Raw genomic sequence first — 13,604 nt, forward strand, 5'->3', positions numbered from 1 at the left:
CGCCATGAAACTGCTTATCCTGCTCCTGGCATGCGCCGCGATCGGACACGCCGGAGCGCAGACCATGAGCCAGCAGCCACCCGTTGCGGACACCCGGCTGGCCACGGAGGTCGCCGGCAAGTCCCTCTCCACGCTCTCGCAGCTGGTGACGGAAGAGAACTACCGCGCGATGGGCTTCGAATCCCCCAGGGAAGCCGCCGATGCCAAGCTGGGCGTACCGATCCCGGTGTACATGGTGCAGCTGGACGAACTGCGCGCCTACGCCGGCGGCGATCCGGCCGCGCTGCTCCGGCCGCTGCCGCAGGTGGTGTTCCCGGTGAACGTCGGCGGCGCGACGCGCTCGGGCATCACGGTCGAGAACGCCGGCAAGGGCTGGCAGGCGACCGGATTCGGCAGCGCCGCGCTGACCCGCGCGCTGGCCGATGCCATCCGTGCCTCCGGCGCGGCCGAGCCGATGGCGGTGCACGTCGCTGCGCTGCGTACGTACTTCATCGGCTTCCGCGCCGGCGACGGTACCCTGATGTTCGCGCCGATCCGCGACGAGCCCGAGTTCGAGTTCCGTGCCGGTGCGCCCGTTCCCGCCACCCAGGCGCTGCTCGCGCTGCGGCCGGCCGCGGTGCGGTACAACGGCTTGCCGCTCTGAGCACAGCGTTCTGCCCGCCAGGCGCGAGCCTCGCACGGATGCGCGGCTGTCGCCTGGCGGGACCGACCGCATTCGATCGCGCTGGGCAGGCAGCGGCGGCCGGTCGAATCGACCGAAGCCCTCATGGCCCGGCACATGGGCACCGCGTGCTTGAGGAGCAATCGCGGTGTTGGTCCAACCATCATGGCGAATCGCCTGCAGAGCGCGCCAATGCGCGCAGGGCATCGAGCGCGGCCTGCGCCTGCCCGACCGGCACGAACAGGTGGTCGTGGCAGACGCCCGCCACGACGTTGCAGCTGATCCCCGCCCGCGCCAGCGCCTGCGAGAACGCGGCGGTCAGGCCGACGGCCGACAGGTCCGAGTGGATGGTGAGGGTGACCCACGCCGCGGTGAACGCGACCGGCAGGCCCAGTTCCACGGCAACCTGTTCCGGGAGGACGACCGAGAGGCCTTCGGGTTCGCGGATGGAGGCGACGACATGGGCCGGGTCGAGCGGGAATCCGGCGGGCAGGGTGACGAACGCGTAGCGGCCCGGAGCGAGTGTCGGCTGCATGTGGCGCAGCAGCGCCCTAAGGTCGGCGATCGCCTGCATTCCCTTTCCTCTTGCCTGTCGCGGTCCCGCAGAAGGCGTTCCCGTACGCGCACCGGTCTGATGCCCGTCGCCCGGCAGGACTTTCAACTCTGACGCCTGTCCCGCGTTCGGCGAGCCTATGGCTTGTCCGAGCACCGGCACAAGCGCCCCGTGCGCTCCGGGAGCGAGCACACAAAGCAGATCAGCTCCCCGTCCTTTCGTCGAAACGAGGCAAGAACACCCCCTGACCCGTTTTCGCCTCCCAGTGGCCTCCGCCTCCGCAAGGGCCGGGGTCAAGAGTTCCCTTCCTCGTCCGTTAGATGTATTGATGGCCGCGGCGGCCGGGAAGACGCGTGTCCCCGCCTGGCCGCTTCCCACCGTGCAACGGGCGAGGGGCAGCACCATTTCCGTTCTCGTCATGGAGCCGCACTCATGCCAGCACGGGAACCGGGACAGGCGCATGGCGAGACCGCAGCGGACCAGGGCGGCGCACGCGGATGGCCGTCCAGCTCGCTGCTGTGGGCATTGGCGCTGCTGCTGCTGGGCCTGCTGGCCACGGCGGCGATCGCGCATCACGAGTGGGCGGGGCAGCAGCGGCGAGCCGACCTGCTGCAGCAGGGCTTGGCGAACGCGGCGCAGGCGCGCATGCGCCAGCCGCTGCAGGGGGCGGCGATGGTGCTGCGCTCGATGCAGACCGTGTTCCTGTCCAGCAAGGGCATGAACCAGGAGGAGTTCGCCCACTACCAGCAGAACCTGCGCCCGCACGAGCTGGCACAGGGCTACGTGCTCACCGCGTTCGCGCAGCGCCAGGCCAGCCGCGACCGTCCCGGGGCGGACGCGTATCGCTACCAGTTCGTGGCGCCGCTGGACGGCAACCAGGTCCTGCTCGGTTTCGACATCAGCCGGCAGCCGGCCAACCTGCGGGCGCTGCAGCTGGCGCGCGACCGCGACCTGCCCACCGCGTCGGCACCGTTCGAGCTGCTGCAGTTCCGCGACGGGGCGGACAGCGCGCTGGGCATCACCGTGCGCCTGCCGGTCTATTCCCACGGCACGGTTCCGCTGACGGTGGCCGAACGCCGTGCCCGCGAGATCGGTGCGCTGGCGGTGAGCCTGCGACTGGAGCCGATGATCACCCGGGCGCTGGAGGGCCGGGTGCTGGAAGACATGCACGTGCAGATCCGCGATCTGGACGCGCCCCCGGGACAGGACCTGGTCTTCGCCTCCGCGCAGCCGGACCCGGCCCGCCCGCAGCAGGTGCGCCAGATGGATTTCGGCGGCCGCCGCTGGGAGATGCGCCTGTGGCCACGCAGGGACACCGCCGAATGGGGGCCGCTGCGCGCAATCCTCGTTGCCGGCACCACGATCAGCGTGCTGCTGGCGCTGCTGCTGTGGTCGCAGATGACCACCCGGCAGCGCGCGGTGGAACTGGGGCGGCGGATGAGCGTGCGCTTCGGGGAAAGCGAAGCGCGCTTCCGCACCCTCAACGAGCTGCTGCCGGCGCTGGTGCTGCTGGCCAATGGCGATGGCAGCCGGATCACCTACGCCAACCAGGCCTCCCGCGAGTTGCTGGGCGACGTGGTCGGGCTGCCCCTGTGCGCGCTGTTCGCCAGCCTGCGCGCCTGCGAGGACGCCATCGCCATGGCGACGGGCGGCAGTGGCTGGCGCAGCCAGGAAGCGATGCTGGCGCCGGCAGGCAGTGCCCCGTTGTGGATCAACGCGTCGCTGGCGCAGGTGGAGGTGGAAGGCGTTCCGCACCTGCTGATGGTCGCCACCGATACCAGCGCGCAACGCGCGATGACCGAGCGCCTGCATTACCAGGCCACGCACGACGAGCTGACCGGGCTGTGCAACCGTCGCGAGTTCGAGCGGCTGCTGCGCGAAGCGCTGGCCGGTCATGACGGGACCGTGGCGGCCGTGCCGTTCGCGCTGCTGTACTTCGACCTGGACCAGTTCAAGCTGATCAATGACCTGTCCGGACACGCGGCGGGCGACCAGTTGCTGGTGCAGCTGGTGCGGGCGATGCGCGCGGAACTGGCGCCCGGCAGCATCCTGGCCCGGCTGGGCGGCGACGAGTTCGGCGTGCTGGCGCCCGGGGTGGACCAGGCGCAGGCAGAAGCGCTGGCCGAGCGCATCCGCCGCGCCATCGAGCGCCACATCTTCCGCTGGTACGAACGCACCTACACGCTCAGCGCCAGCATCGGCCTGGTCATGGTCGAGTCCAAGGGCAGCACGCTCAAGGACCTGCTGGCCTGGGCCGACAGCGCGTGCTACCAGGCCAAGGAGAGCGGGCGCAACCGCATCTGCACGTATCGCGACGATGCCGCCAGCACCCACCGCATCGGCGAGATGGAGTGGGCCAGCCGCCTGCGCGGGGCGCTGGAGCAGGGACATCTGCTGCTCGATTACCAGGAGCTGGTGGCGCTGGACCCGGCGACGGACGAGGGGATGCATGTGGAGCTGCTGCTGCGCATGCGCGACCCCGAGGGTGGCGTGATCCTGCCCGGGGCGTTCGTGGCCGCGGCCGAACGCTACGGGCTGATGCCGGCCGTGGACCGCTGGGTGATCCGGACCGCGCTGGCGAACTTCTCGCGGCTGCATCCGTGCGGCGCGCAGCTGCGCAGCTGTTCGATCAACCTGTCCGGTGCCAGCGTCGAGGACGATGGCCTGGCGGATTTCATCCTCGATGCGGTGGCCACGTTCGGGTTGCAGCCGCAGCGGCTGTGCTTCGAGATCACCGAAACGGTGGCGGTGCGCGACCTCAAGCGCGTCGCCCAGGTGATCGAGCGCCTGCGCGCGGCCGGATGCCGGATCGCGCTGGACGATTTCGGCGCCGGCATGTCCTCGTTCGGTTACCTCAAGAACCTGCCGGTGGACAGCATCAAGATCGACGGCAGCTTCGTACGCGACCTGGGGCGCGATCCGGTGAGCCGCATCATCGTCGATGCGGTGACCCGGATCGGCCACGAGCGCCAGCTGCGGGTACTCGCGGAATGGGTGGAGGAGGAGAGCGTGCTGTCGGTGCTGCGCGAGCTCGGCGTGGACTACGCCCAGGGCTTCCTCCTGCATCGGCCCGAGCGGGTGGCGTTCCAGCGTGGCTTTGCGTGAGCGCCCTATACTCGGGGGCCCGCAGGCCATCCACCGAAGGACCCGGACCATGACCGATCGCAGCCGCCGAGACCTCCTCCTCGCCGCCACCGCCCTGGCCGTCAGCGCGACCGCCGCCGGCGCCCGTGCGGCTGCGCCCACGCCCGCCGGCAAGGCGGCGTACCCGCCGGTCGTGCACCACGTGTTCTTCTGGCTGAAGAATCCGGATTCGAAGGAGGACCTGGCCGCACTGCTCGCCGGACTGCGCACGCTGGCGGGCATCGACACCGTGCGCGGCATCCACATCGGCGTGCCGGCGGACACCGAGCAGCGCGGCGTCGTCGACGGCAGCTACAGCGCCTCGGAGCTCCTGTTCTTCGACGACGTGGCCGGGCAGGACGCGTACCAGGTGCATCCCATCCACAAGCAGTTCGTCGCCGACTGCGAGCACCTGTGGGAGCGGGTGGTGGTGTATGACGTCATGGCCGTCACGGGGTAACTGGTCCACCTGACTCTCTTTTCAGATTGCACCTAACGGTGGTCGCGAGGGGGGGGCAGGCGTCATGCTGCCGCTAGGATTTCTCCACGAGTCCGGTCGCTGTGAGACCCGAATACAGAACCGAGAAAAGCTTTTCATCCGCGTCGCAGAATCCTAGCTCCCAACTGGCAGCTTCCAGCGGCGCGCCAGGAATGTCGACAGAGGAAAGTCGAAGTAGACCTCGAGGCCGATCGTCAGGTTCGAGCGTCTCCACTACCGCTCGCGCCTGGTCCAGCAGTGCGTCGTAGTTCGAAACGATGGTGGCGAGCGAGCGACGGTTGGCATCCGTCACGCCATCAGGGCCAGCATCCACGAAGTACTCGACCTCGGTTCCCGTCGCCGGAAACACGGCAGCGCCTTCCCAATACTTTTCCATGTAGCACACCTTCCCGAAGTCCTGAACTTCGGACCTGAGTGGTGCTCCAAGGAGCTTCCTTATCCATGAAAACACGTGCCGCCCCCAAAATCTTCGCGAGCGCCGAAGCATCATCAGACAGAGATGATGCGAGTCTGGCCTCGTTCCCTATGGACGAAGCCAAAGTGCATGTGCGACCACCGATACCAGCAGCAATATTCCAAGAAGCTGTGTAGCGACAAATGCGAAGACCGGACCCTTTGCCTTGTCTGAAAGCGCGCGACGCCTTCGAATAAGCCGAAGCGCCAACAGGTCTGATCCGATTGCAGACGCATCGGCGAGAAGGTCCCGCACAGAGTGGTCCCGCCTCAACTTTTCAAACATGTAAACCCGCACCCCAAAGGAAGCAATAATCAGGCCGACTGCAAGAAAAAGCAGCGGCGTTTCGAAGCCTTGCGTCTCAACGCCTCGCATACAGGGTGCCCCGCCTTGTCATTGATGACCGCCATGCTCGTCGGCACGGAGGGATAGGGTCAGGGTCGACTTTTGGCGCGGAGTTACGAAAGTCGACTCTGACCCCTGTTTCCCCGATGAATCCAGCCGCATCCGCGCCTACATGGCGCAGGAGCGGGCGTTGGGCGAGCCGCGCTTCCAGGCGATGGTCGAGAAGGCACTCAACCGCCGCGCAGCGGTGCGGCCGAGGGGAAGGCCGGCCCGGGCAAAAGAAGTGGAAGGGAGGATGGGTTAACTACCTCCGCCCCTATGTTTTCTCACCAAGGAGCTATCCACGAAACGCGGGCACATAGATGTATCCCTCATCCACACTTCCAAACACTTGGTCTCGCTGCCCAGCCTGGTAGAGCGCACCGATATACATGCAGATGATCGCATCCAACATATCCTCGTTTCGCTTGAGCTCGCGCCCGACCAAACGCTGGATATGATCGGGCTCGACCTGCCTTCTAACGTCATCGGGCACATGGAGAGGCAGCACGCTAGATGTCGCCAGGGAGCAGATAAGCCTGCCGAGTTCTATCTGTCCGACTCGCTTTTGGCCGACTGTCCCCTTCTTGTACGGCAGCCTCTCGCGCAATCCGAAGATCTCGATCAGCGCGGGATGCGGGTAGCACTCCAGCTGCCAACGCTGGCCCGTCGGGCCTAGGTGCCTGAATCCGAGTCGCTCGAGGTAGTTGGAGAGCATTACGCCGTCGGAGTTAGGGTATCTGGCCAAGCTTGACGCATGGCATGAAGCCTTCCTGCCACCATAGGCACACCCGAGTTCTCGCTCGCAGGTGCGCATTCCGAACTCGTTTGAGATAACGAGCGGCGCGTCAATCGCCACCCCGTGCAGGCTCGGAACACAGCTCAGGGCTTCAATGACCGCGCCGATGCCGTAGTGGCCTCCGGAGACCGAGTGGAGAATCACCGAGTTCCCTGCAATCCGACCAATCGCAAGTGCCGTCGGGTTGCGCGTACCCAGCCATGCCAAGTCCACACCGGCAATTATTCGATCGCCCATCGTCTAAACTACTGACGCGACTTGGCGGTCCGTCGCCGGCTCGCACGTGACCCAGCCAAGATACAGGGTTGGGCCCGTCGTGCGCGGAACCTTCGCTAGCTGTCCATCTGACACGGTCGCCCCTAAAGCCGCGCCGAAAGCGATGTAGTCCGTAAGCGATACAGGATCCGACCGGAACGACTGGACGATCATCACCGCGTGCGCGGCTCCGAAGCGTTCTGCCTCGATGAGCGCCGACGCAGTGCGATGGAAAAGCTGGTACCGAAGTGCGTGGTCGGGAGGATGCTGCGCACCGAGCACTTTGCACAGGTGCTGCAGACGCGCCAGCTTGCCGGGCGAGGCGTTTCGCAGCCAGTCCCACAGCGGATCCCCGAACGTTTCACCCGCCTTTCCTTCCACGGACATCGATACGTATCCGCCCGGCGTTTTCAGCAGTGCCCAGACGTCGTTTTGCGAGGCTTTGCCACGCCCTTCCAGCTTGACCTTATGCTCCGGTAGTACGATCAAGGCAGTCGCGCTTGCCAGCTGTTCCTGCGTATCGAGCAGCGCCACGATCGGCGCGGGTATGCCGCGCTCGGAGTGCCTGGCCGCCTCCCAAGACACCGCAGTCTCGAACGCCGATGCGCCCCGTATCCAGTGCTTTTCCGGATCGGCCAGCAGTTGGCGCCAGACCGATGGGCCACAAGACGGAATGAGTATTCGTGTCACAGGTTTCTCCCCCATGCAGACGTCTCGTTCTCGGACGGATCAGCGGGACCCAGGTCGGCGTCGATTGGCCCGCGACGCGAGGATTAATTCCCGCACCGGGCTACATGGCGCTTGGTGAATCGCGAGACGTTCGCGCGGAATCCGCGTCGAACGCGCTGGCAGCGATAGGCGTCTCGAGTCCGAAAGACATGTCAGATCGAGGTAGCTTGCCCCAGCTTTCCCACTCAACACCCTGATCTCGCATTAGGCGCGCCATCTGCTCACCAGCCCATGCCTCGATCTCATTCGAGTTCGCTGCCACAGAATGAGTCGCTGCAGTGGTCACCATAAGCGTATCTGCAAGCCATAGAAGTCTCCTACATTCGATGGCTGTGAATGCACCAGCTGGCGGGTCTGGAGCGTACCTTCTCGATAGTTGCAACATTGAGGGATGAGCGAGGGCATGGAACGCACGAACATTGAGGGACTTCTGCTCGAAACCGATCCAGCCACATTTCGGAACCGCTTCCAGTTGCGATAGTAGGGAAGTGACGCTGGGCAGACCTACGCGCCCAGAAAACACTGAGGAAAGCTGGTCATCGCTAGCGCGGTAAAGAGCCCAAGCCGATATGCAAAGAGCTTCCAGGATTGGCCGTACCAGCACGGCTGCTGCCGAATCTCTTCCGGTGGCCACAAGCAACCCAACTGCGTTCTGCTGCTCGATCGCGAATGAGAGACAAGATCCTACAAGCGCTTGGCGAGCAGATGGTGGTGTTTGATGAGCACACAAGCGCAAGGCATCACCTGCCAAAGCAATAGTTGCGCTCGACCTATCGACAAGGTCGCAGGGGCGCCCGCCAAGATCAAATTCCCAACGGACCATCGATCTCGGTTCTCACTCGGATAAAATGTACTTGATTGCATTGTTGCAAGAGCCGGTGCTCTTCAGGCGAATACATAGTGCACGGACGCAATTAAAGAGATTAATTCCCTCCGTCCCCTATGTTTCTGTCCCCTATGTTTCTCAAGCTTGATGGAACGGACTGCGCACTAGCCCCTGTCGTCAGTCCGGAGAAAAGTCGACTCTGACCCCTGTTTCTCCTTTGCTTAGGCGCTGAGCTAGGGGGCCATAAGCATCGCCGCGTCTAACCGCGCCAATGGTGCTGCGAATCGTTAGCCTCGCCTCTTCCAGCGAGTGATCGAAGACCGCCGCGCGTAAGCCCGCAGCTCGAATCATTTCTAGCAGGTCAGTAGCGTAAACGCGCTGCTCAGGAGTGTTCAGGTCTAGCAGATCCATGATCAATGGGCCGTCTAGCACTACTCTGAGCGGCGGGTCAGGCATCGCGGAGCTGGGAGGCGCAGCGAGGCCGGCGACCGCGTCAGCCATTAAGGCGCCTTGGGCGATTCTCGCTATCACAAGAAAAACTTCAGGCGCACGTTCCGCGCACGTGAGAACGAACTCGGAGACGAGATAATCAAGGGACTTGTCGTCTGGGAGATCCCGTGTCAGCGACCTCAACCCTAGCAGCCGGCGGAGGCGACCTTTTTTCTTGTCAGTGTCCTCATCTACAAAGATCGAGACAAATTCGGGGCGCGCCACTCGCTCCAGAAATGCATCGGCGAGTTGAGAGCTCTCTTGAATTTTTCCGATGCCGGCGAGCTTGGTGCCTGCCCATTCGGAGAATAGCTCCAAGACTTCGTCAATTTCCTCTTCGCCAACGATCTCGGGCGCCCACTCAAACTGCGCCACGACATAGTCTCGTTCCGTTCGTCGAGCCGGACCGTCTGCAAGGAGGCCGATCTCCACAAGTCGGTCGGCGAGTGCGCTAGCCACAAAAGAGGACATCTGAATGCCGTAAGTTTTTGAAAACTCCTCGGCAAACAGATCTGGACGGTAGTGCTCACCCTTCTTTTCAACCAGGAGGGGCGCGAAGATCGGGCGAAGGCCGCGGATGGGGTCGCCTGACTTCTCGTACTCTTCCTGTACGAGCGCGAAAGCCGAAAGTGGATTCCCTTTAGCCATCCCCGTCCCCCAAAGTTCGGATGTAGAAGTGGCTAGACCTACTCCGATGATCCTTGGACTACATCACCCGCACTTGCTATACCCACAATTCAAACAGGTCGCACACCCATCCATCAGCACCAGCGCCTTCGTGCTGCACTTGTGGCACATGCTCGCGGACGGCGGGAAACTCGCGCCGTCGCCGGTGACTTCGATGTCGCCGACGGGCTCGGGGTAGCCGGGGTCTTCGGGGGTGGCGTCTACGTCAGAGTTTTTTTTTGACTGCTGTTCGTAGGCGCGGCGCTTCTCGGCGATCAATGCCTTCTGCGCGGGGCTCATCTGCGGGTCGTGCAGCATGCCGATCGACTTCAGGTGGTCTTCGACGATGCTGCCCAGTTCCGCCACCAGGCTGGGCATGTACATGCCGCCGGCCTTGAAGTAGCCGCCCTTGGGGTCGAACACGGCCTTCATCTCTTCCACCAGGAAGGTGACGTCGCCGCCCTTGCGGAACACGGCGCTCATGATGCGGGTGAGCGCGACGATCCACTGGAAATGCTCCATCGACTTGGAGTTGATGAAGATCTCGAACGGGCGGCGGTGCTCGTGCTCGTTGCCGGCGTTGAGCACGATGTCGTTGATGGTCACGTACATGGCGTGCTCCACCAGCGGCGACTTGATCTTGTAGGTGCTGCCGATCAGCACCTCGGGGCGCTCGATGCGCTCGTGCATCTGGATCACGTCGGCGGTCTTGGGCAGCTCGGCCTCCACCTGCTCGCGCGGCACGGAAGCGGCCTTGACGGCCTTCTCCTTGTCCTCGGAGGTGACGACGGCATAACCCGTGATTTTCTTGTCGATCTTGACGGCCATTGCGTGATCCTGGTGCTGCGGGGGAACGGGGTGGGGTGGGGGCTTGCGGCCCCGGCCCCCCTCCCGCAGGCGCGGGAGAGGGGAGGGGTCAAGGCTTACTTCTTCTTCGCCGCCTTTTTGGCGGTCGCCTTCTTTGCCGGCGCCTTCCTGGCTGCGGCCTTCTTCGCCGGAGCCTTCTTCGCCGCGGCCTTCTTGCTGGCCTGCTTCGTGGTCTTCTTTACCGCTGCCTTCCTGGTCGCCGCCTTCTTCGCGGGCGCCTTGCGGGCCGGGGCCTTCTTGGCGGTCGCCTTCTTCGCCGGCGCCTTCTTGGCTGCGGCCTTCTTGCCCGCCGCCTTCTTCGCCGGCGCCTTCTTGGCGGCCTTCTTCGCCGACGCCTTCTTCGCGGCCGGCTTGCCGCTCTTGGCCTTCAGGGCGGCCACTTCGCGCTTGCCGGCGGCGCTGGTGCTGGCCAGGGACTTCTTGGCCGCGGCCACGCGCTTGCTCACGGCCTTGCGGGCCTTGCTCGCCGTGGTGGCGGCCTTGGCGGCGGTCTGCTTCGCGGTGGCGGCGGCGGTGCTGGCCTTCTCCACCACGGTCTTGCCGATCTCCTTGGCCGTCTCGGCGACGGTTTCGGCGGCGTGGGTCAGGGTCTGTGCGACCCCGTTGCCGTTGCTCATGGGTGTGTCCTCGTCAGTTTGCTTTTTTTCGGTGATCGGGGTACGGGCAAGGGCCCGTGGAGCGAAATATGTAGCGCGAAGCGCGCGCTACGCAAGCAATACCGCGAAGGGGGGAGGCCCCCACCCCGGCCCTCCACCCGCGACGCGGGGGAGGGAGCACTGCAAGGGGTGTCGCGTGGGCGGTGGCGGGGCGGGCGTGCCTTCCGTGGGACCTGCCTGCCGTGGCCCGGTGTCAGAACTTTCCGTAGTAGCCCTCTTTGAGCGCATCGAACAGGTTGGCGGCGGTGTGGGTCTCGCCGTCGTACTCGATCTGTTCGTTGCCCTTGACCTCGATGGTGCTGCCGTCGTCCAGCTCGAAGCGGTAGGTGGTGTTGGCCAGGTCCGTTTCCTTCACCAGCACGCCCTGGAAGGCGGCCGGGTTGAAGCGGAACGTGGTGCAGCCCTTCAGGCCCTGCTGGTAGGCGTAGCGGTAGATGTCCTTGAAGTCCTCGTAGGGGTAGTCGGTGGGGACGTTCGCGGTCTTGGAGATGGACGAGTCCACCCACACCTGCGCGGCGGCCTGCACGTCGACGTGCTCCTTCGGGGTGATGTCGTCGGCGGAGATGAAGTAGTCCGGCAGCTGGGCGTCGGGGTCTTCCGCGAACGGCATCGCCTTCGGGTTCACCAGTTCGCGGTAGGCCAGCAGCTCGTAGCTCCACACGTCGACCTTTTCCTTGGACTTCTTGCCCTCGCGGATCACGTTGCGGCTGTAGTGGTGGGCGAAGCTGGGCTCGATGCCGTTGGAGGCGTTGTTGGCCAGGCTCAGCGAGATGGTGCCGGTGGGCGCGATCGAGCTGTGGTGGGTGAAGCGCGCGCCGGTCTCGGCCAGCTGCTCCACCAGTTCGGGCGCCACTTCGGCGATCTTCTGCATGTAGCGGCTGTAGCGCGCGTGCAGCACCTTGCCCTCGATCTTCTGGCCCACGCGCCAGCCGTCCTTCGCCATCTCCGGGCGCTTGCGCAGCATCGCGGCGGTGACCTCGAACTGCTCGTCCATGATCGGGGCCGGGCCCTTCTCCTGCGCCAGCGACAGGCCGGTTTCCCAGCCGGCCACCGCCATCTCGCGGGCGATGCGGCTGGTGAACTCGCAGCTGTCCTGGCCGCCGTACTTCATCTTCAGCATCGTCACCGTGCTGCCCAGGCCCAGGAAGCCCATGCCGTGGCGGCGCTTGCGCATGATCTCGTCCTGCTGCTGCTTGAGCGGCAGGCCGTTCACCTCGACCACGTTGTCGAGCATGCGGGTGAACACGCGCACCACTTCCTTGTATTCCTCCCAGTCGAAGCTCGCCTGGTCGGTGAAGGGGTCGCGGACGAACTTGGTCAGGTTCACCGAGCCCAGCAGGCAGGCGCCGTAGGGCGGCAGCGGCTGCTCGCCGCAGGGGTTGGTGGCGCGGATGGTCTCGCACCACCAGTTGTTGTTCATCTCGTTGACCTTGTCGATCAGGATGAACCCCGGCTCGGCGTAGTCGTACGTCGAGACCATGATCATGTCCCACAGGTGCCGGGCCTTGATGTGGCCGTAGACCTTGCAGGCCACCATGCCGTCGTCGCGGCTGATGTAGCCGTCGCTGTGCGGCCAGTCGCGCCAGGTGACGGTGGAGGCGTCGGTGAAGTCGATGTCGGACGCTTCCTTGTCGCTGATCGGGAACACCAGCGGCCAGTCGGCGTCGTGCTCCACCGCGTCCATGAAGCCGTCGGTGATCAGCAGCGAGAGGTTGAACTGGCGCAGGCGCCCGTCCTCGCGCTTGGCGCGGATGAAGTCGCGCACGTCGGGGTGGCTGACGTCGAAGGTGCCCATCTGCGCGCCGCGGCGGCCGCCGGCCGACGAGACGGTGAAGCACATCTTGTCGTAGATATCCATGAACGACATCGGGCCCGACGTGTACGCGCCGGCGCCGGCGACGAACGCGCCGCGCGGGCGCAGCGTCGAGAACTCGTAGCCGATGCCGCAGCCGGCCTTGAGCGTCAGGCCGGCCTCGTGGACCTTGTCCAGGATGCCGTCCATCGAATCGGTGATGGTGCCGCTGACGGTGCAGTTGATGGTGCTGGTGGCGGGCTTGTGCTCGAGCGCGCCGGCGTTGGACGTGATGCGGCCGGCGGGGATCGCCCCGCGGCGCAGCGCCCAGAGGAAGCGCTCGTTCCAGTACTTCTGCTTCTCCGGCGTGGTCTCGGCCTCCGCCAGCGCCCGGGCCACGCGCTGGTAGGTGCCGTCGATGTCGGCATCCACCGGCTCGCCGTGCTTGGTCTTGAGGCGGTACTTCTTGTCCCAGATGTCCTGCGAGGCGGGCTGCATCGGGATCTCCCGTTGGGCGGGCGTCTTCACTGCTTCCAGACGGACGGTGCTCATGCGTCTGCGATCTCCTCTCCGGCCAGGGTGCGTGCCACGGCCTGTTGTTGTTATGGGTGGAATTCGATTGGGGCAATGCCGCCGGCCCGGGGCTCCGGGGACGGCGACGGATCGGTGGCGGTCACGCGGGCGCGCGACCGCCGGAACGTTGCGGGATGCCGGTACTGCTGCGCGGTGTGGCCAATTGCGCGTCCCCTGTCGCCTGGGATGCCCGGGCCGCCGCTGCACCGTCCAAACCCCATGCCTTGGGCTTGTTCCGGCGGGCTGACCCCAACATCTTGTGGCGGGCCGAGCCAAGC

At 65.3% G+C, this 13,604-nt stretch carries 12 protein-coding genes; 3 read left to right on the forward strand and 9 right to left on the reverse strand.

Annotated elements, in window-relative coordinates; genetic code table 11:
- Positions 1-4 precede the first annotated feature (4 nt).
- Positions 5-643 (forward strand): hypothetical protein, encoded by a 639-nt coding sequence (locus QFW80_RS14360; RefSeq protein ID WP_280602663.1) that lies wholly within the window; start codon positions 5-7, stop codon positions 641-643.
- A 181-nt stretch (positions 644-824) separates the two neighbouring features.
- Here the strand turns inward: QFW80_RS14360 and QFW80_RS14365 are convergent, their stop codons facing one another.
- The gene (locus QFW80_RS14365; RefSeq protein ID WP_280602664.1) at positions 825-1,235 is read right to left on the reverse strand and encodes an ACT domain-containing protein; all 411 of its coding nucleotides are present in this window, start codon (positions 1,233-1,235) and stop codon (positions 825-827) included.
- Between the two features lie 411 nt (positions 1,236-1,646).
- Between QFW80_RS14365 and QFW80_RS14370 the strand changes: the two genes are divergently transcribed.
- Complete coding sequence (locus QFW80_RS14370) at positions 1,647-4,319, forward strand: bifunctional diguanylate cyclase/phosphodiesterase (RefSeq protein WP_280602665.1); 2,673 nt, start codon at positions 1,647-1,649, stop codon at positions 4,317-4,319.
- A 49-nt stretch (positions 4,320-4,368) separates the two neighbouring features.
- A complete protein-coding gene (locus QFW80_RS14375) occupies positions 4,369-4,797 on the forward strand; it encodes a Dabb family protein (protein ID WP_280602666.1) in 429 nt (142 codons plus the stop codon).
- 73 nt (positions 4,798-4,870) lie between these two features.
- Here QFW80_RS14375 and QFW80_RS14380 read toward each other — a convergent pair whose 3' ends face one another.
- From QFW80_RS14380 to QFW80_RS14410, 8 genes are all read right to left on the reverse strand, one after another.
- Complete coding sequence (locus QFW80_RS14380) at positions 4,871-5,212, reverse strand: hypothetical protein (protein ID WP_280602667.1); 342 nt, start codon at positions 5,210-5,212, stop codon at positions 4,871-4,873.
- Between the two features lie 760 nt (positions 5,213-5,972).
- Positions 5,973-6,710, reverse strand: coding sequence for a DUF429 domain-containing protein (locus QFW80_RS14385; protein ID WP_280602668.1), 738 nt, complete (start codon positions 6,708-6,710; stop codon positions 5,973-5,975).
- Positions 6,711-6,713: 3 nt separating this feature from the next.
- Positions 6,714-7,433, reverse strand: a complete 720-nt coding sequence (locus tag QFW80_RS14390) for a DUF6946 family protein (protein WP_280602669.1) — start codon at positions 7,431-7,433, stop codon at positions 6,714-6,716.
- 85 nt (positions 7,434-7,518) lie between these two features.
- Positions 7,519-8,280, reverse strand: coding sequence for a DUF6988 family protein (locus tag QFW80_RS17600; protein ID WP_425603583.1), 762 nt, complete (start codon positions 8,278-8,280; stop codon positions 7,519-7,521).
- 180 nt (positions 8,281-8,460) lie between these two features.
- The gene (locus QFW80_RS14395; protein WP_280602670.1) at positions 8,461-9,420 is read right to left on the reverse strand and encodes a hypothetical protein; all 960 of its coding nucleotides are present in this window, start codon (positions 9,418-9,420) and stop codon (positions 8,461-8,463) included.
- Between the two features lie 63 nt (positions 9,421-9,483).
- Positions 9,484-10,266, reverse strand: a complete 783-nt coding sequence (locus tag QFW80_RS14400; RefSeq protein WP_280602671.1) for a TSCPD domain-containing protein — start codon at positions 10,264-10,266, stop codon at positions 9,484-9,486.
- 95 nt (positions 10,267-10,361) lie between these two features.
- A complete protein-coding gene (locus QFW80_RS14405) occupies positions 10,362-10,922 on the reverse strand; it encodes a hypothetical protein (RefSeq protein ID WP_280602672.1) in 561 nt (186 codons plus the stop codon).
- 232 nt (positions 10,923-11,154) lie between these two features.
- Positions 11,155-13,305, reverse strand: a complete 2,151-nt coding sequence (locus tag QFW80_RS14410) for an adenosylcobalamin-dependent ribonucleoside-diphosphate reductase (protein ID WP_280602673.1) — start codon at positions 13,303-13,305, stop codon at positions 11,155-11,157.
- Between the last annotated feature and the right edge of the window lie 299 nt (positions 13,306-13,604).

The sequence above is a fragment of the Luteimonas rhizosphaericola genome, assembly GCF_029888045.1.
Classification (GTDB): domain Bacteria; phylum Pseudomonadota; class Gammaproteobacteria; order Xanthomonadales; family Xanthomonadaceae; genus Luteimonas; species Luteimonas rhizosphaericola.

Coding starts and splice junctions, on each gene's coding strand:
- QFW80_RS14360 (WP_280602663.1), top strand. CDS start 5: ATGAAACTGCTTATCCTGCTCCTGGCATGCGCCGCGATCGGACACGCC.
- QFW80_RS14365 (WP_280602664.1), bottom strand. CDS start 1,235: ATGCAGGCGATCGCCGACCTTAGGGCGCTGCTGCGCCACATGCAGCCG.
- QFW80_RS14370 (WP_280602665.1), top strand. CDS start 1,647: ATGCCAGCACGGGAACCGGGACAGGCGCATGGCGAGACCGCAGCGGAC.
- QFW80_RS14375 (WP_280602666.1), top strand. CDS start 4,369: ATGACCGATCGCAGCCGCCGAGACCTCCTCCTCGCCGCCACCGCCCTG.
- QFW80_RS14380 (WP_280602667.1), bottom strand. CDS start 5,212: ATGGAAAAGTATTGGGAAGGCGCTGCCGTGTTTCCGGCGACGGGAACC.
- QFW80_RS14385 (WP_280602668.1), bottom strand. CDS start 6,710: ATGGGCGATCGAATAATTGCCGGTGTGGACTTGGCATGGCTGGGTACG.
- QFW80_RS14390 (WP_280602669.1), bottom strand. CDS start 7,433: ATGGGGGAGAAACCTGTGACACGAATACTCATTCCGTCTTGTGGCCCA.
- QFW80_RS17600 (WP_425603583.1), bottom strand. CDS start 8,280: ATGGTCCGTTGGGAATTTGATCTTGGCGGGCGCCCCTGCGACCTTGTC.
- QFW80_RS14395 (WP_280602670.1), bottom strand. CDS start 9,420: ATGGCTAAAGGGAATCCACTTTCGGCTTTCGCGCTCGTACAGGAAGAG.
- QFW80_RS14400 (WP_280602671.1), bottom strand. CDS start 10,266: ATGGCCGTCAAGATCGACAAGAAAATCACGGGTTATGCCGTCGTCACC.
- QFW80_RS14405 (WP_280602672.1), bottom strand. CDS start 10,922: ATGAGCAACGGCAACGGGGTCGCACAGACCCTGACCCACGCCGCCGAA.
- QFW80_RS14410 (WP_280602673.1), bottom strand. CDS start 13,305: ATGAGCACCGTCCGTCTGGAAGCAGTGAAGACGCCCGCCCAACGGGAG.